Annotated in this window: 14 protein-coding genes, 2 tRNA genes, 2 rRNA genes and 2 riboswitches (1 of these 20 running past the window's edge); of the genes, 3 read left to right on the forward strand and 15 right to left on the reverse strand. The window is 38.3% G+C overall.

Annotated elements, in window-relative coordinates; genetic code table 11:
* Window positions 1-174 precede the first annotated feature (174 nt).
* From MKX66_RS18325 to groES, 6 genes are all read right to left on the reverse strand, one after another.
* Window positions 175-1,680: a sensor histidine kinase gene (locus tag MKX66_RS18325; protein ID WP_002124847.1), complete on the reverse strand. Its 1,506-nt coding sequence runs from the start codon at window positions 1,678-1,680 to the stop codon at window positions 175-177.
* A complete protein-coding gene (locus tag MKX66_RS18330; RefSeq protein ID WP_002029454.1) occupies window positions 1,664-2,365 on the reverse strand; it encodes a response regulator transcription factor in 702 nt (233 codons plus the stop codon). The genes MKX66_RS18325 and MKX66_RS18330 overlap by 17 nt, the downstream gene beginning before the upstream one ends.
* A 145-nt stretch (window positions 2,366-2,510) precedes the next feature.
* Window positions 2,511-3,836: an NCS2 family permease gene (locus tag MKX66_RS18335; RefSeq protein WP_002029453.1), complete on the reverse strand. Its 1,326-nt coding sequence runs from the start codon at window positions 3,834-3,836 to the stop codon at window positions 2,511-2,513.
* Between the two features lie 128 nt (window positions 3,837-3,964).
* Window positions 3,965-4,066, reverse strand: a riboswitch (purine riboswitch).
* 155 nt (window positions 4,067-4,221) lie between these two features.
* Complete coding sequence (gene guaA / locus MKX66_RS18340; RefSeq protein WP_012260212.1) at window positions 4,222-5,760, reverse strand: glutamine-hydrolyzing GMP synthase; 1,539 nt, start codon at window positions 5,758-5,760, stop codon at window positions 4,222-4,224.
* Between the two features lie 165 nt (window positions 5,761-5,925).
* Window positions 5,926-6,027, reverse strand: a riboswitch (purine riboswitch).
* A 139-nt stretch (window positions 6,028-6,166) separates the two neighbouring features.
* A complete protein-coding gene (gene groL, locus MKX66_RS18345; protein ID WP_002029451.1) occupies window positions 6,167-7,801 on the reverse strand; it encodes a chaperonin GroEL in 1,635 nt (544 codons plus the stop codon).
* Between the two features lie 37 nt (window positions 7,802-7,838).
* Entirely contained in the window at window positions 7,839-8,123 is a 285-nt protein-coding gene (gene groES / locus MKX66_RS18350; protein ID WP_002009985.1) for a co-chaperone GroES, read from the reverse strand.
* 402 nt (window positions 8,124-8,525) lie between these two features.
* Between groES and MKX66_RS18355 the strand changes: the two genes are divergently transcribed.
* Both MKX66_RS18355 and MKX66_RS18360 read left to right on the forward strand, forming a co-directional pair.
* Window positions 8,526-9,275 carry a CPBP family intramembrane glutamic endopeptidase gene (locus tag MKX66_RS18355; protein WP_002063533.1) on the forward strand — a complete coding sequence of 250 codons (750 nt, stop codon included), beginning with the start codon at window positions 8,526-8,528 and terminating at the stop codon, window positions 9,273-9,275.
* The gene (locus MKX66_RS18360; RefSeq protein ID WP_001246201.1) at window positions 9,272-9,463 is read left to right on the forward strand and encodes a YdiK family protein; all 192 of its coding nucleotides are present in this window, start codon (window positions 9,272-9,274) and stop codon (window positions 9,461-9,463) included. The genes MKX66_RS18355 and MKX66_RS18360 overlap by 4 nt, the downstream gene beginning before the upstream one ends.
* A gap of 29 nt (window positions 9,464-9,492) precedes the next feature.
* On the opposite strand, the gene MKX66_RS18365 is transcribed toward MKX66_RS18360, so the two are convergent.
* A complete protein-coding gene (locus MKX66_RS18365) occupies window positions 9,493-10,122 on the reverse strand; it encodes a redox-sensing transcriptional repressor Rex (protein WP_000372704.1) in 630 nt (209 codons plus the stop codon).
* Window positions 10,123-10,309: 187 nt separating this feature from the next.
* On the opposite strand from MKX66_RS18365, the gene MKX66_RS18370 reads away from it, so the two are divergent.
* Window positions 10,310-12,232 carry an ABC-F family ATP-binding cassette domain-containing protein gene (locus MKX66_RS18370; RefSeq protein WP_098169066.1) on the forward strand — a complete coding sequence of 641 codons (1,923 nt, stop codon included), beginning with the start codon at window positions 10,310-10,312 and terminating at the stop codon, window positions 12,230-12,232.
* Window positions 12,233-12,644: 412 nt separating this feature from the next.
* On the opposite strand, the gene tsaD is transcribed toward MKX66_RS18370, so the two are convergent.
* The 8 genes from tsaD to MKX66_RS18410 form a co-directional block, all read right to left on the reverse strand.
* Window positions 12,645-13,661 (reverse strand): tRNA (adenosine(37)-N6)-threonylcarbamoyltransferase complex transferase subunit TsaD, encoded by a 1,017-nt coding sequence (gene tsaD, locus MKX66_RS18375; RefSeq protein ID WP_341086884.1) that lies wholly within the window; start codon window positions 13,659-13,661, stop codon window positions 12,645-12,647.
* Complete coding sequence (gene rimI / locus MKX66_RS18380) at window positions 13,661-14,104, reverse strand: ribosomal protein S18-alanine N-acetyltransferase (protein ID WP_002063534.1); 444 nt, start codon at window positions 14,102-14,104, stop codon at window positions 13,661-13,663. Before rimI ends, tsaD begins: the two co-directional genes overlap by 1 nt.
* Window positions 14,105-14,117: 13 nt before the next feature.
* On the reverse strand, window positions 14,118-14,810 hold the full coding sequence (tsaB, locus tag MKX66_RS18385) for a tRNA (adenosine(37)-N6)-threonylcarbamoyltransferase complex dimerization subunit type 1 TsaB (protein WP_002091610.1): 693 nt from the start codon (window positions 14,808-14,810) through the stop codon (window positions 14,118-14,120).
* On the reverse strand, window positions 14,791-15,264 hold the full coding sequence (tsaE, locus tag MKX66_RS18390; RefSeq protein WP_002009995.1) for a tRNA (adenosine(37)-N6)-threonylcarbamoyltransferase complex ATPase subunit type 1 TsaE: 474 nt from the start codon (window positions 15,262-15,264) through the stop codon (window positions 14,791-14,793). Before tsaE ends, tsaB begins: the two co-directional genes overlap by 20 nt.
* Window positions 15,265-15,438: 174 nt before the next feature.
* Window positions 15,439-15,514, reverse strand: a tRNA-Asp gene (locus tag MKX66_RS18395).
* 3 nt (window positions 15,515-15,517) lie between these two features.
* Window positions 15,518-15,594, reverse strand: a tRNA-Met gene (locus tag MKX66_RS18400).
* Window positions 15,595-15,606: 12 nt separating this feature from the next.
* Window positions 15,607-15,722 (reverse strand): 5S ribosomal RNA (rrf, locus tag MKX66_RS18405).
* 102 nt (window positions 15,723-15,824) lie between these two features.
* A 23S ribosomal RNA gene (locus MKX66_RS18410) occupies window positions 15,825-17,102 on the reverse strand (it continues 1,644 nt past the right edge of the window).

The following is a 17,102-nucleotide window of genomic DNA, read 5'->3' on the forward strand; positions in this document are numbered from 1 at the left end:
TAATGTCAACTAAGTTTTTTATTTCGTTTGTCGCTTTCTGCGTTGTTGCTATCGGCGACTTGTTTTATATTACACCTCTAAACTCTAATCGTCAATATATTTTTCTAAAAAAATATAAAAAGGCTTATTCCTTTTAAAATAAGCCTTTTTATCCTATAACATTCTATTCATTTATTATTTTTCTATAATTGGTAATGAAACGATGAACTGAACGATCCCGTCCTCATACTCAGCTCGAATACTACCACCTTGCAACTCAACAATACTTTTCGCAATAGCTAATCCGAGCCCCGAACCTTCTGTTACTCTACTTCTTGATTGATCTTTCTTATAAAACCGTTCAAACAAGTTCCCTAACTCTTCTCTCGTAAACTCTTCACTATGATTCGCAATAACAATTTGTATATTCCTGCGCTGCCTTTGAAGAGAAACTTTTATCTCTCCGTCATCTTTACTATACTTAATTGCATTCATTAGTAAGTTGTCGAATACACGAACCATCTTTTCCGAATCAATCATCGCATATGCACGTTCCTCAGGAAACTTCTTAACAAACATAAGCCCATGCTCTTCCGCTTGTGGTACTAACTCTTCTATTAATTGATCAAGTAACTCATTTACACACACTTCCTGTTTTTCTAATACAACTTGTTCATTCGTTAACTTCGTATACTCAAATAAATCTTCTATTAAATTCTTTAACTGCTCCGACTTTGCAAAAGCAATTCTCGTATACTCATCATGTTGTTCTTTATTTTCATATTTAGAATCTCGAAGTAATCGCAAGTAACCCATTATAGAAGTCAGTGGTGTACGTAAATCGTGTGATACATTCGTAATAAGCTCATTCTTTTGCTTCTCTAATTTACGTTCCTTTTCTATATTATTCATAAGCTCTTCCGCCATATTATTAATATTCTCAGTTAAAGACGCAATCTCATCTTCACCTTTTTTCTCAATACGGTACGCTAAGTTTCCTTTTTCTATTTCCTTTACACCTTGTGCCATCGCTTCAATTTGCTTCATCTTTCTCTTTGTTATATAGAAGAAAGAGAAAATAAATACAAGTACACCTATGAAAAACGGAAACGGTCCTTCTTGCGTATCATATATTACTTCACCTTCTGGAATCCCACTAACAAACATGTATAAATTCTTATCTTCTATTGTAATAGGTGCAAAAGCTATAAATTCTTTTCTCGTACTTTCAAATTCTTTTCTACCATTCATATAATTAATCGCAAACGACGATGCATTACGAATTGTATTATGCAAATCAATTTGCTCTTCTTGCGCCTGCTTCGTTTTATATAAAACTTTACCGCTCTCGTCAGTGACCAACACTTTTAAAGCTCTAGAGTTTTGTTCTAAATTTTGATTCTCTATTTCAATCATAGTTGATATAGCTTCTAATTTATTTTCATGAACTGAACTATTTGCCACGCTTTGAGCTTGTTGATTAATTTGTTCCATACCAACCCGATAATCGATCGTCGCCTCTCGATTCGCATTCTCAAAAAACGGTGCTGCTGCCTTCGCTGACAAAATCCCTAACAACGCACAAGCAGTAAACGCAGTAATAAGTTGAATTCGTATACTCCGTTTCACACTCTTCACTATCTTTCCAATTAATTCTCGAATTTTCCTAACATAAGTAAATGGATTAAATATCTTTTTCAATCTTATACCCCACTCCCCATACTGTTTTTATATATATTGGCTTCCTTGGATTCTCCTCAATCTTTTCACGCACTTTCCGAATATGAACCATTACCGTGTTATCCGACTGGAAAGATCTTTCGTTCCAAACCTTTTCATAAATTTGTTCCGCACTAAAGACCATCCCCGGATTACGGACTAGTAATTCTAAAATTGAAAATTCCCTCGGGGTCAGTTTCACTTCTTCTCCATCCACAATGACTGTATGAGTGGAGATGTTTATTTTCATCTCTCCAATTTCTAACTCGTCCTCATTTTGAATAGCAAAGCCATTCATTTTCATATAACGACGTAGCTGCGATTTAATTCTTGCGATTAACTCTAACGGATTAAACGGTTTTGCTACATAATCATCTGCACCTGTTGTTAATCCTAAAATTTTATCCATATCTTGCGTTTTTGCCGAAAGCATAATAATCGGCATTTCCTTCGCTTCCCTTACTTTCATACACATATGAATACCATCTACTTTCGGCATCATAATATCTAATACGACTAAGTGCACTTCATTTTCTTCTAATATACGTAACCCTTCTTCTCCATCCCCTGCTTGCAGTACTTTATATCCTTCGTTCTTTAAATAAATTGTAATAAGGTTCCTAATTTCTTTTTCATCATCTACGACAAGTATTGTTTCCCCAGCCATACTATCTCCCCCATCACTTTTTTAATCCCTAACTTCTATTATAAGAAAACTTCTGAAGAAAAACGCTCGGAAATCCTTAAGATTTTCTGAAGACGCAAAAAAGGTCTAGACTCCCCTCAAGTCTAGACCTTTCAAAAAACCCCTTTTATTTACGAACGTAGATGAAATATAGTACGAATAAAACTCCCATAACATACATAATTGGATGAATCTCTTTACGACGACCACTCACAACCATTGTAATTGGATAGAAGATAAACCCGATTGCAATTCCTGTTGCGATACTATACGTAAGTGGCATTGAAATGATAGTAAAGAATGCTGGTACTGCAATCTCGAATTTCTTCCAATCAATTTCGCCTAAAGATGAAACCATCAAGATCCCTACAATAATTAATGCTGGCGCTGTTACAGCTGGTGTCACAACACTTAATAGTGGTGAGAAGAATAGCGCTAGCAAGAAGAACCCTGCTGTTACAACTGCTGTAAATCCAGAACGTCCACCCGCTGCTACCCCTGCAGAAGATTCAATATAAGACGTTGTTGTTGATGTACCTAGAATTGCACCAATTACAGTTGCAATCGCATCTGCAAATAATGCTTTTCCTGCACGTGGTAATTTATTGTTCTTCATTAATCCCGCTTGATTTGCAACGGCTACAAGCGTACCCGCTGTATCAAAGAAATCGATAAAGAAGAACGTTATAATAACAATCGCCATTTGAACAGTAAAAATGTCTCCAAAGTGAGTTAACGCCATACCGAACGTCGGTTCTAGACTCGGTATTGCTCCCACCACAGCTTTCGGAGTATCAATTAATCCTGTTGCTACTCCTAAAATTGCCGTAAGAATCATGCCGTAGAAAACAGCACCATTTATTTTCTTAATCATGAAGATGATTGTAATAACAACTCCGAAAATTGCTAATAACGTTGTGCCCTTCGTTAAATCCCCCAATCCAACAAGGACAGCATCATTCTTTACGATAATTCCGGCATTTTGGAATCCAAGGAAGGCAATGAATAATCCGATACCCGCCGCTACTGCAAACTTTAACTCTACTGGAATTGCATTAATGATTTTTTCCCGAATACCTGAAGCAGTAAGAATAATAAAGATAATACCTGACATTAATGTTCCAGCAATTGCCGTTTGCCACGGAATTCCCATCGTTAACACCGCTGTATAAGCAAAGAACGCGTTTATTCCCATACCTGGCGCTAAAGCAATCGGATACTTCGCAAATATCCCCATGATTAACGAACCAATCGCCGCTGCTAATGCTGTAGCAACGAATACTGCACCTGGATCCATTCCTGTACCTGCCGGTAATCCTTTAACATTTCCAAGTGACAGCGTAGCAGGATTGACAAATAGTACGTAAGCCATAGATAGAAATGTCGTTAAACCTGCTATGAACTCTGTTTTATAATTTGTGCCGAGTTCATCAAACTGAAAATAGCGTTTCATCTTACGTTTCCCCCGTTATATGATTACTCGCCGTATTTCACCCTAGCCCTCTTTTATTTATAAAAATAAAAAAGGCTTCCATTGCATATACATGGAAGCGTTCTATGAATAAAGACAAGTTTCCCCTCATCTTTATCAAAACGCCTCGTAGTCAAGCCATTTACGGTAGCTAGGTAGAAACTTTCGGGCCATATCCCCGATATTATACGACGGCATAATATTCACTTTTCGTTTGAATTACATACTCATATTAACTCGAGGAGGTGGTTTTGTCAATTTAAAAACGAACATTTTTATAAATTTTTATATTTTCGTTCGTATTAAGGGTAAAAACAAAAAGATCCATCTATACATGAACGATAGATGGATCTTTTTTATTACAATACTATTCCCACTCAATAGTTGCTGGTGGCTTACTCGTTATATCATACACGATACGGTTAACGTGTTTTACTTCGTTTACGATACGTACAGAGATTTTCTCTAATACGTCCCAAGGGATACGTGCCCAGTCAGCTGTCATACCATCGATAGATGTTACTGCACGGATACCTACTGTGTAATCGTAAGTACGCTCGTCACCCATAACACCTACGCTACGCATACCAGGAAGCGCAGTGAAGTATTGCCAAACTTCGCGGTCTAATCCTGCTTTTATAATTTCTTCACGTAAAATTGCATCAGATTCACGAACGATTTCTAATTTCTCTTCTGTAATTTCACCTAATACACGAATACCAAGTCCTGGACCTGGGAACGGTTGACGCCATACGATTTCATCAGGAATTCCTAGTTCTGATCCTAATACACGTACTTCGTCTTTAAATAAAGTATTTAAAGGCTCAATTAATTTGAACTGCATGTCTTCTGGAAGTCCACCAACGTTATGGTGAGATTTAATTGTTTGTGCAGTTGCTGTACCACTTTCAACGATGTCCGTGTAAAGTGTACCTTGCGCTAGGAAGTCCATTCCTTGTAATTTAGAAGCTTCATCATCAAATACGTAAATGAATTCATTACCGATGATTTTACGTTTTTGCTCTGGATCTTCTACACCTTTTAACTTGTTCATGAAGCGCTCTTGTGCATCCACTTTAATAACGTTCATATGGAAGCCTTCGCTAAATGTTTTCATAACACCTTCTGCTTCATCTTTACGAAGTAAACCGTGGTCCACGAAAATACATGTTAATTGGTCACCAATCGCTTTATGAATTAATACTGCTACAACAGAAGAGTCTACACCGCCACTAAGTGCGCATAATACTTTTTTGTCTCCAACAGTTTCACGGATCTTCTCTAATTCTACTTCGATAAAGTTCTCCATGTTCCATCCTTCAGAACAACCACATACGCCGAATACGAAGTTTTTAATTAAATCGTTTCCGTGCTCAGAGTGACGTACTTCTGGGTGGAATTGTACACCGTATAAGTTTTCCCCTTCATTGCTCATACCAGCAATTGGACAAGACTCACTTGTTGCATCTACTACGAATCCTTCAGGTAAACCAGTTACTAAGTCACCATGGCTCATCCATACAACTTGCTCTTCTGGAAGGTTCGCATATAATTTTGATTCGTTCTCTACTTTAAGAACAGCTTTTCCATACTCACGGTGGTTTGCACGTTCTACTTTACCACCGAAGTGTTGTGTCATAAGCTGCATACCGTAACAAATACCGAAGATCGGTAATCCTAGTTCAAAGATTTTCTCATCACAATGTAATGCGCCTTCACCGTATACACTATTTGGTCCACCAGAGAAGATAATCCCTTTTGGATTCATTGCTTTAATTTCTTCTGCAGTAATTGTATGTGGATGAAGTTCACTGTATACACCGAACTCACGAATTCGACGTGCTATTAACTGATTGTACTGACTCCCAAAATCTAAAACGATAATTGTATCATGCTGCTTCTTCAAAATAATCACCCCAACGTTAGTTCTCGTATATAAATATTTTCACCAATTTGGCGAAAAGCATTACTAATATAATAAAAAAAGCCAGTCCTCCGCCTCTAGTCTCATGACAAAGAAAAGGCAGGGGTCTGGCTTTATAAAGAAAGATAGTCTTCCGCTCTTTATAAATATAAGACGCACTGCCTTCATAGTCAGGTTGTTTACGGTAACCCGGTAGAGACTCTCAAACCATATCATCGAGGATATATGAAGGATTGTTTTATATTATCTTCCTAGATTCTAACAATGAAGTATCGATATGGTCAAGAGAGAAAGCGACAAAATTCTACAGAAATTATTTTCCTGCGCTCAAAAACATAAAAAAACATCCACTTCTATATAGAAGTGGATGTTTTTCGGGAGAACGGAATTACATCATTCCGCCCATACCACCCATGCCCATGCCGCCCATGTCAGGCATTGCTGGTGCATTTGGTTCTGGCTTGTCAGCAACTACAGCTTCAGTTGTTAAGAACATAGCTGCAACAGATGCTGCGTTTTGAAGTGCAGAACGAGTTACTTTAGCTGGATCTACGATACCAGACTCAAGCATGTTAACCCATTCGCCAGTAGCTGCGTTGAAACCAACGCCTACTTTTTCGCCTTTTAGACGCTCTACAACTACAGATCCTTCTAGACCAGCGTTGATTGCGATTTGACGAACTGGCTCTTCTAGTGCACGAAGTACGATGTTGATACCTGTTGCTTCGTCGCCTTCAGCTACGATAGAAGCTACTTTTGTGTATACGTTCATAAGTGAAGTACCACCACCTGCAACGATACCTTCTTCTACTGCTGCACGAGTTGAGTTAAGTGCATCTTCAATGCGAAGTTTGCGCTCTTTTAACTCAGTTTCAGTTGCTGCACCTACTTTAATTACTGCTACACCGCCCGCAAGTTTAGCAAGACGCTCTTGTAATTTTTCACGATCGAATTCAGAAGTAGTTTCTTCTAATTGCGCGCGGATTTGACCGATGCGAGCTTCGATTTGTTGTGAATTTCCAATACCTTCAACTACAGTTGTGTTTTCTTTCGTTACAACAATTTTACCAGCACGTCCTAAAGATTCAACTGTAGCAGATTTTAAGTCACGTCCTAATTCTTCAGTGATTACTTCGCCACCAGTTAAGATTGCGATATCTTCTAGCATTGCTTTACGACGGTCACCAAATCCAGGAGCTTTAACAGCAACTACATTGAATGTACCACGAAGTTTGTTCACTACTAATGTAGCTAACGCTTCGCCTTCTACATCTTCAGCAATGATAAGAAGTGGTTTACCTTGTTGTACCACTTGCTCTAATACTGGTAAGATTTCTTGGATGTTAGAAATCTTTTTGTCAGTAATTAAAATGTATGGGTTATCAAGAACTGCTTCCATTTTGTCAGAATCAGTAATCATGTAAGGAGATGCATATCCACGATCAAATTGCATACCTTCTACTACGTCTAATTCTGTTGTGAATCCTTTAGATTCTTCTAAAGTAATAACGCCGTCGTTACCAACGCGCTCCATTGCTTCAGCGATTAATTGACCTACTTCTTCGTCAGCCGAAGAAATAGCAGCTACTTGTGCGATAGAAGATTTACCTTCGATTGGTTTAGAAATCGCTTTTAATTCTTCAATTGCAGCAGTAACAGCTTTTTCGATACCTTTACGAAGACCCATTGGGTTTGCACCAGCTGTTACGTTTTTAAGACCTTCACGAATCATAGCTTGCGCTAATACAGTTGCAGTTGTCGTTCCGTCACCAGCTACATCGTTTGTTTTGCTAGCAACTTCTGCTACTAATTTCGCACCCATGTTTTCGAATGCATCTTCTAATTCGATTTCTTTTGCGATTGTTACACCGTCATTTGTAATAAGTGGTGAACCGAATTTTTTCTCAAGTACAACGTTACGACCTTTTGGTCCAAGCGTTACTTTTACTGCGTTTGCAAGAGTGTCGACACCGCGAAGCATCGAACGACGTGCTTCTTCACTAAATTTAATATCTTTTGCCATAATAATTGACCCCCTTGGATTTTTAAAATGTATATAATTAACCGATAATTGCTAAAATGTCACTTTCACGTAAAATCAAGTAGTCTGTACCTTCGTATTTCACTTCAGTACCTGCATATTTTGAGAAGATGATAAGATCACCTGCTGCTACCTCTAAAGCAACACGCTCACCGTTTTCAAGCACTCGGCCTGTACCTACTGCAATAACTTTACCCTCTTGTGGTTTTTCTTTTGCAGTTTCTGGTAATACAATACCACTTGCTGTTTTTTCTTCTGCTTGAACAAGTTCAATTACAACGCGATCACCTAATGGCTTTAGCATGAACAATAACCTCCTCATTTTGTTATGTAATTTTTATTTATTAGCACTCAAGTCACACGAGTGCTAACACACTTCTAATAATAAATAATCTCAATTTCTTTTGCAAGTAAAAAAATCATAATTTTTTCGCAAATTACTTTATGCACTTTCCTATATATCATTACTTCTTCTACTGCCTTTACTATATGAATCGTTGTTCCCACTTCTTGTATGTTACAATATGAAAGACACCCTAAGTTGTTTTCGCTAAACGTACAACTTTTTCCTGTCTCCTATTTTATTTTCAAATACTTATTTACAAAAAAAATATAATTCAAATGAAAGTTTATATCGTAGGTAGCATATTTACATGTTATCCTACCTTATCTCATACACTAGAGTTAGAAAGGATGGTTAAACCATTTGAAGAAACAATATTGGTGGATTATCGTTACATACATTTTAATGCAGTTATCTGGAATTGTTGGCTTACCACTACTCCTAAAAACAGGGCTCTATGATAATAGAGGATTTACCATGGAGGAAAAAGGTCAAATCATAACGGGACATTGGGCAATCATTAGCTTCTTTGTTGCATTATGTATCGTGCTTTGGTTACTTAGAATAGATATTCGTGACAGGCATTTAGATAAAATGCGTGTTACGATCCCAGCTACAGTTGGTTGGATTATAATCGGTATTCTCTTAGCTTTCTCTTCCCAAATAATTGCCGGTATGATCGAAATGCGTCTACTAGGAATTAAACAAGGTTCGGAAAATACAATGAAGCTGATGGAAATTGCAAGAACGACACCTTGGTTCCTCATTGTTGTATCTATAATCGGACCTATCTTAGAGGAAATCGTATTTAGAAAAATTTTATTTGGCACACTTTATAAGAGATTTAATTTCTTTGTTGCTGCTATCATTAGTTCACTTGTATTCGCGGCGATTCATTTTGATTTTACTCACTTATTGGTATACACTTCTATGGGGCTCGTATTCGCCTTTTTATATGTACAAACGAAACGCATTATCGTTCCTATAGCAGCCCATGTGGCAATGAATACATTAGTCGCTATTGGACAAATTTTTATGAGCAATGAGCAAATTCAAGAAATGATTAAAGAAGCTGAAAAAATGCAAGGCTTTATCGGAGGATTTTTAGTATGAGAAACTCACCATTGTTCATGGCTGCATTGTACTTTCTTCTTGGATGTATCTTTACACGCTTCGCCATTACGAACGTAACAGATACAATCTGGAATATGTGGACAATACTATTTGCAGTTATGGCAACAATTGATTTTAATTTGGCACTTCGCCTTATCTTAGTTAAATTCACAAAGAAAAAACAATAATAAAACGCAGAGGTCATCTCCTCTGCGTTTTATTGTGGATAATTCTTCAAAAAATAAACAAGAGTTTGTAACTCTACAGCTAAATCAATGTGATGAATCCTTATATTCTCTGACACATTTAAGCGTGCTGGTGTGAAATTTAAAATACCATGCACGTTCGTTTCTGCCAATCTATCTGCCACAGATTGCGCTACTGTAGCGGGTACCGTTAATATTGCCACTTGTATATCAGTTGATAAACGTTCTTCTAGTTCATCCAAATGATATACAGGAATGCCTCCGATTTCTGTCCCAACTTTCTCTTCACTAACATCAAACGCCATTTCAATTTTTGTATTATTGTTTTTCGTGAAATTATAATGTAAGAAAGCGGTCCCTAAATTACCTACTCCAATAAGTGCCACGCGTGTTATATCATCTTGGTCGAGTGTTTCACGGAAAAATGATAATAAATAATTTACGTTATATCCATATCCTTTTTTCCCTAACGCTCCAAAATATGAAAAATCTCTTCGAATAGTTGCGGAATCAACCTTTACCGCTTCACTCAATTCGGCTGATGAAACACGTTGCTTACCAGAAAGAGATAAGTTTTGGATAAATCGATAGTATAGAGGCAATCGTTTGGCAGTGGCCTGTGGAATTTTTTGCTGATCCATATAACCTCTCCTCTCTTCCTATCTTTATTCTTATACTTGAATCAAATACAGAAGTTTAGTACTCATGAATTTCCTTGTATAATAAAGAGAAGAAGTATTCTCTCTTTATTTTAAACTATACACTATTTTTAGTATGATTGAGAAATATAAACATGGCAAAGTTAAGAAATTATTTGAGGTGAAAACATTGATATTATTACAAGTGAATGGGCTTTCGAAATTATACGGTGCAGAAACGATTCTTGCAAACATAAAATTGGAAGTACAAACAAAAGATCGTATCGCATTAGTCGGACGAAATGGAGCTGGAAAATCTACATTATTAAAAATAATAGCTGGCGAGTTATCTCATGATGGTGGTGAAATTATAAAACCGAAAGATGTCTCAATGGGGTATTTAGCTCAAAATACCGGATTAGAAACGTCTTTAACAATTTGGGATGAAATGTTAACCGTCTTTACACACTTGCAGCAGATGGAGACAAAACTTCGAAGGCTAGAGCAAGAGATGGGAAAAGAAGAAAACTTTTCAAATGCGGCTATATATGAGAAATTATTAGCTGATTATGACCAATTACAATTAGATTATAAAGATCAAGGCGGCTATCAGTACGAAGCGGATATACGCTCAATTTTAAGCGGTCTTGGCTTCCCAGTTGAAACGCATCAGACGAAAATTTCCACATTAAGTGGTGGACAAAAGACTCGATTAGCTCTCGGGAAATTATTATTAACTAGACCAGACTTACTTATTTTAGACGAACCTACAAACCATTTGGATATTGAGACACTAACATGGCTTGAACAATATTTACAAGGCTATCCTGGCGCGATTTTAATCGTTTCCCATGACCGTTATTTCTTAGATAAACTTGTTACACAAGTATACGAAATTTCTAATAAGGAAAGCCGACGATTTGTTGGTAACTACAGTAAATATTTAGACTCAAAATCAGCTCTATACGAGCAAGAAATGAAGCGTTATGAAAAACAACAAGATGAAATTTCTAAACTGGAAGACTTTGTACAAAAAAATATAGCTCGTGCATCTACGACAAAACGCGCTCAAAGTCGCCGTAAACAATTAGACAGAATGGAAGTATTAACTAGACCATTAGGCGATTCTAAATCAGCTTCCTTCCACTTCGATATTGAAAAACAAAGTGGAAATGATGTTTTACAAGTGAAAGATGCAACTATTGGCTATTATCAGGAACCGATTATTGAACATGTAAATATGCGCTTAACTCGCGGTGACAGTGTTGCCTTAGTTGGGCCAAACGGAATTGGAAAATCTACATTATTAAAATCCATTGTGAATAAGTTACAGCTATTACATGGAAACGTTGCTTTCGGCTCAAGTGTATCTGTTGGTTATTATGATCAAGAACAAGCCAACTTAACATCTTCGAAGCGAGTTTTAAATGAATTATGGGATGAATATCCCCTGCAACCTGAAAAAGAAATTCGCACTATACTAGGCAACTTTTTATTCACAGGGGATGATGTACTCAAACCAGTATCTTCTCTTAGTGGTGGACAAAAGGCTCGACTAGCTCTTGCAAAACTTATGATGCAAAAATCCAATTTATTAATTCTCGATGAGCCAACAAACCATCTTGATTTAAATAGTAAAGAGATTTTGGAGAATGCTTTAATTGATTACCCAGGTACTCTTCTATTCGTCTCTCATGACCGCTATTTTATTAATCGCGTAACGACAACCGTTGTTGAGTTATCAACAGAAGGTGCACAAGAATATTTAGGTGATTACGATTATTACGTTGAAAAGAAAAATGAAATGATTGAACGTGCGGAACTAGAGCAAGAAGATGAAGTACCTGTTCAAAAAGTGGTAGCACAAGAAAAATTAAATTATCTCGAAGAAAAAGAACGTAAACAGCTAGAGCGTCAACGTACTCGAAAAATTGAAGAACTGGAACAAAATATCGTAGGCTTAGAAGAAGAAATTGCTACGTTAGAAGATCAGCTTTGCTTACCAGAAATATATGCAGATTATGAAAAGGCTAGTGAAATTACAACTAAAAAGCAAACACTGCAAGAACAGCTTGAAGCTTGTATGGCAGAATGGGAAGAACTGCATATATAAGAGAATTTAAAAGAGGAGGATGTCTCATAAGTCGGGCTTTTTGACGAGATGACCTCCTTTTTATTTTCTTTTTTGGAATCAATACCATAGTAAATAAAATTATATAACCGATTCGACAAGGATTGACAATAGTAGCACCTTATATAATAAGTGGAGGATGTTTCAAAATTTTTTTTGGCATCTCCTTGTTTTTTATTTCCCAAAAAAGAATTTCTTCAAAGGTCAGACTTCCTCTATGTTATCCACAAGGTTATGCACATATCCACCTTTATAATATAAACTTCCAAATAACTTTTCCACATTATCCACAACTAGATAAAAAGTTATACACATTTTATGTACACAAAAAAACCCATATTATCAACAGATAATACGGGTTTTATCCACAGGCTGTGGTTAATTTTGTGTATAACTATGCTTCAATATCTAATCCTGGATTTGCATTCAAAGCTAATGTAGCGCGTTTTCCTTGTTCGTATGCAATTGTACCTGCAGCTGCAATCATCGCTGCATTATCTGTGCATAAAGATAGAGGAGGAATAATTAGCTCTATATTTTCTTTTTGTGCAAATTCTGCTGCTAAACGTGCACGAAGCCCTTTATTAGCAGCTACTCCACCAGCAAGAAGCACTTGTTTTACATTATAAGCATCTGCTGCACGAGACGCTTTCGTTACAAGTACATCTATTACACTTTCTTGGAAACTTGCTGCTAAATCTTCTGGTGCAATTTCTATACCGCGCTGTTTTGCGTTATGCACAGTGTTGATAACTGCTGATTTCAATCCACTAAAGCTGAAATCATACGAATCAGGTTCTAGCCACGCACGAGGCAAATCAATTGTTGGTTTTCCTTCATGCGCAAGGCGATCAATATGAGGACCACCTGGATAAGGCATTGATAATGTACGAGCTACTTTATCGTAAGCTTCTCCTGCCGCATCATCTCGCGTTTCACCAATCACTTCAAATGAACCATGTTCTTTCATATAAACAAGCTCCGTATGTCCACCGGATACAACAAGCGATAGTAACGGGAATTGTACTTCTTTTACTAAATGATTCGCATAAATATGACCAGCAATATGATGAACACCAACTAGAGGGATATCATGAGCAAAAGCCACAGCTTTCGCTGCATTTACACCTATTAAAAGTGCTCCGACTAAACCTGGGCCTTCTGTTACAGCAATTGCATCAATATCCTCAAAAGTGATATTCGCTTCTTTTAAAGCTTCTTCTAACACAACTGTGATTTCTTCTACATGATGACGGGATGCAATCTCTGGTACTACTCCGCCAAAACGCTTATGACTTTCAATTTGCGATGCAACGACATTCGCAATGATTTCCGTTCCATTTTTAACAACTGCTACAGCTGTTTCATCACAGCTTGTTTCAATACCAAGTATAATTATATTTTTTTCCATTATATATTCACCCACATTACAAGACCATCTTCCTGATTGTCTGCATAGTATCGTTTACGAATCCCACCATTTTGAAATCCGTATTTTCTGTATAACTGCTTTGCTACTTCATTTGACATGCGTACTTCAAGTGTCATTGTTTTTACTCCTAACCCTTTCGCTTCGGAAATGACTTCTTTCAATAAGGCATCCCCTAGCTTTTGACCTCTGTATTCCGGCAGGATAGCTATATTTGTTACATGTGATTCATCAATAATTATCCACAATCCACAATATCCAATTACGAGACCATCTTTTTCTAGCACGACATAATGTGCATGTTCATTCACCTCTAATTCACGGTGAAAGGCATCTGCAGTCCAAGGGGTTGAAAAAGATGCTTCTTCAATAGCTACAATTTGAGCAATATCATCGAGTGCCATCTTTCTAAATATCATATCCATCTTCTGTAGGCCCCTATTGTTTTTGACTTTCTAACCATTTTGTTTCAGCTTCAGCTAAACGAAGATAGCTAGGAACAAACGTATGCACGTCTTGTTCTTCTTTTTGTAATCCTAAACATGCTAATTCACTTGGTCTCGGGTTATTCTTAGTGAACGGAGCAAATACAGCTTGATCACCTAAATATTCTACAATTGTTTCTTTATGCAATTTAACATCGTTACCAATAAATAAAACAGGCTGTTCTTTATCTTTTAACATTTGCAACCAGTCAACAATAAGAATAATTCGGTCTTCTTCTATTGAAGTTATACGCTCTCCTTCATATGTATATAACCCCGTGTAAATTTGACCACGTCGGCCATCAAATAAAGGACAAATTAGTCCATTAAAATTAGTACCATTTGCAGCCACCACTTCCAAACTTGATACACCTACAATTGGTATTTGAAGTGACCAAGCTAATGTTTTTGCCGCTGTCACACCTATACGAACACCTGTATATGATCCCGGTCCAGCTGCTACAACAATTTTAGTCAATTCTTTCGGTTTTACACCACATTCTTTTAACAGTTTCTCTACAGCTGGCATAAGACGTACAGAATGGTTTTTTGTTAAATTTGTAATGATTTCCCCAATCACGTTCCCTTCCTCAATAAGGGATACACCCATTACGTAATTTGAAGTATCAATTGCTAGTACTTTCATCTTGTAATAGCTCCTCACATAATCTAATATAGCGATCTCCAATTGGCTCAAGTACAATTTTTCTTGTATCATCTCCAGCATGGAATAAACTAATTTGCAACTTCTCATTCGGTAAATATGCTTCTATTAAATGAGCCCATTCTACTACTGTGATCCCTTCACCATAGAAATACTCATCAAATCCTAAATCTTCTTCACTTTCCGCTAAACGATACACATCCATATGATATAGCGGTAATCTTCCTTTATATTCTTTAATAATATTGAAGGTAGGACTATTTACGACTCTTTTCACTCCAAGACCTTTTGCTAGTCCTTTCGTAAAAGTCGTTTTGCCAGCTCCAAGATCACCTTCTAAAATAATTACATCTTTTTCTTTTACAAGTCTCCCTAATTTTTCTGATAATCGCTGGGTTTCTTCGGAAGATTTTGTTGTTATTTCATATTTACTCACAGACTTCACCTACTTTACTCACAATGTTCTCTGCTCTTTATTATACAGGTTTTAAATATATAAAAAAGTCCTTAGGAGTTTTCCTAAGGATAGTTTGACTGTCTTTATTAGTTTTTTGTTAAAACAAATAAAAAAATACGAAACAACTTGTTTCGTTCTTTTCTTTATATAAGATGGCGGTCCCGACCGGGGTCGAACCGGCGATCTCCTGCGTGACAGGCAGGCATGTTAACCACTACACCACGGGACCATTTGGTTGCGGGGACAGGATTTGAACCTGCGACCTTCGGGTTATGAGCCCGACGAGCTACCGTACTGCTCCACCCCGCGATGATATAAATAGCCTGGCAACGTCCTACTCTCACAGGGACAAGGTCCCAACTACCATCGGCGCTAGAGAGCTTAACTTCCGTGTTCGGTATGGGAACGGGTGTGACCTCTCTGCCATCATTACCAGACTATATTCATTTAAGACAAGAATTATCATAACTCATTCGACATTTAAAGTCAATAAGTTTTTTATATTCTCTCAAAACTAGATAACATTAGCTTCATATTATATGGTTAAGTCCTCGATCTATTAGTATTCGTCAGCTCCACATGTCACCATGCTTCCACCTCGAACCTATCAACCTGATCATCTTTCAGGGATCTTACTAGCTTACGCTATGGGAAATCTCATCTTGAGGGGGGCTTCATGCTTAGATGCTTTCAGCACTTATCCCTTCCGCACATAGCTACCCAGCTATGCCCTTGGCAGAACAACTGGTACACCAGCGGTGCGTCCATCCCGGTCCTCTCGTACTAAGGACAGCTCCTCTCAAATTTCCTGCGCCCACGACGGATAGGGACCGAACTGTCTCACGACGTTCTGAACCCAGCTCGCGTACCGCTTTAATGGGCGAACAGCCCAACCCTTGGGACCGACTACAGCCCCAGGATGCGATGAGCCGACATCGAGGTGCCAAACCTCCCCGTCGATGTGGACTCTTGGGGGAGATAAGCCTGTTATCCCCGGGGTAGCTTTTATCCGTTGAGCGATGGCCCTTCCATGCGGAACCACCGGATCACTAAGCCCGACTTTCGTCCCTGCTCGACTTGTAGGTCTCGCAGTCAAGCTCCCTTATGCCTTTGCACTCTACGAATGATTTCCAACCATTCTGAGGGAACCTTTGGGCGCCTCCGTTACACTTTAGGAGGCGACCGCCCCAGTCAAACTGCCCACCTGACACTGTCTCCCGGGTCGATGAGACCCGTAGGTTAGAATTTCAATACAGTCAGGGCGGTATCCCACCAGCGCCTCCACCGAAGCTAGCGCTCCGGTTTCAATGGCTCCCGCCTATCCTGTACAAACTGTACCAAAATTCAATATCAGGCTACAGTAAAGCTCCACGGGGTCTTTCCGTCCTGTCGCGGGTAACCTGCATCTTCACAGGTACTATAATTTCACCGAGTCTCTGGTTGAGACAGTGCCCAAATCGTTACACCTTTCGTGCGGGTCGGAACTTACCCGACAAGGAATTTCGCTACCTTAGGACCGTTATAGTTACGGCCGCCGTTTACTGGGGCTTCAGTTCAGAGCTTCGCTTACGCTAACCCCTCTCCTTAACCTTCCAGCACCGGGCAGGTGTCAGCCCCTATACTTCGCCTTACGGCTTCGCAGAGACCTGTGTTTTTGCTAAACAGTCGCTTGGGCCTATTCACTGCGGCTTTCCGTTAAGAAAGCACCCCTTCTCCCGAAGTTACGGGGTCATTTTGCCGAGTTCCTTAACCAGAGTTCTCTCGCACACCTTAGGATTCTCTCCTCGCCTACCTGTGTCGGTTTGCGGTACAGGCAC

Origin of the sequence: Bacillus sp. FSL R9-9530, assembly GCF_038008145.1 — a bacterium.
Classification (GTDB): Bacteria; Bacillota; Bacilli; order Bacillales; family Bacillaceae_G; genus Bacillus_A; species Bacillus_A mycoides.

What these genes read in the sequence shown, in the direction of transcription:
- MKX66_RS18330 (WP_002029454.1), bottom strand. Translation starts at nt 2,365, where the DNA reads ATGGCTGGGGAAACAATACTTGTCGTAGATGATGAAAAAGAAATTAGG.
- MKX66_RS18335 (WP_002029453.1), bottom strand. Translation starts at nt 3,836, where the DNA reads ATGAAACGCTATTTTCAGTTTGATGAACTCGGCACAAATTATAAAACA.
- groL (WP_002029451.1), bottom strand. Translation starts at nt 7,801, where the DNA reads ATGGCAAAAGATATTAAATTTAGTGAAGAAGCACGTCGTTCGATGCTT.
- groES (WP_002009985.1), bottom strand. Translation starts at nt 8,123, where the DNA reads ATGCTAAAGCCATTAGGTGATCGCGTTGTAATTGAACTTGTTCAAGCA.
- MKX66_RS18360 (WP_001246201.1), top strand. Translation starts at nt 9,272, where the DNA reads ATGAGAAACTCACCATTGTTCATGGCTGCATTGTACTTTCTTCTTGGA.
- MKX66_RS18365 (WP_000372704.1), bottom strand. Translation starts at nt 10,122, where the DNA reads ATGGATCAGCAAAAAATTCCACAGGCCACTGCCAAACGATTGCCTCTA.
- tsaD (WP_341086884.1), bottom strand. Translation starts at nt 13,661, where the DNA reads ATGGAAAAAAATATAATTATACTTGGTATTGAAACAAGCTGTGATGAA.
- rimI (WP_002063534.1), bottom strand. Translation starts at nt 14,104, where the DNA reads ATGGATATGATATTTAGAAAGATGGCACTCGATGATATTGCTCAAATT.
- tsaB (WP_002091610.1), bottom strand. Translation starts at nt 14,810, where the DNA reads ATGAAAGTACTAGCAATTGATACTTCAAATTACGTAATGGGTGTATCC.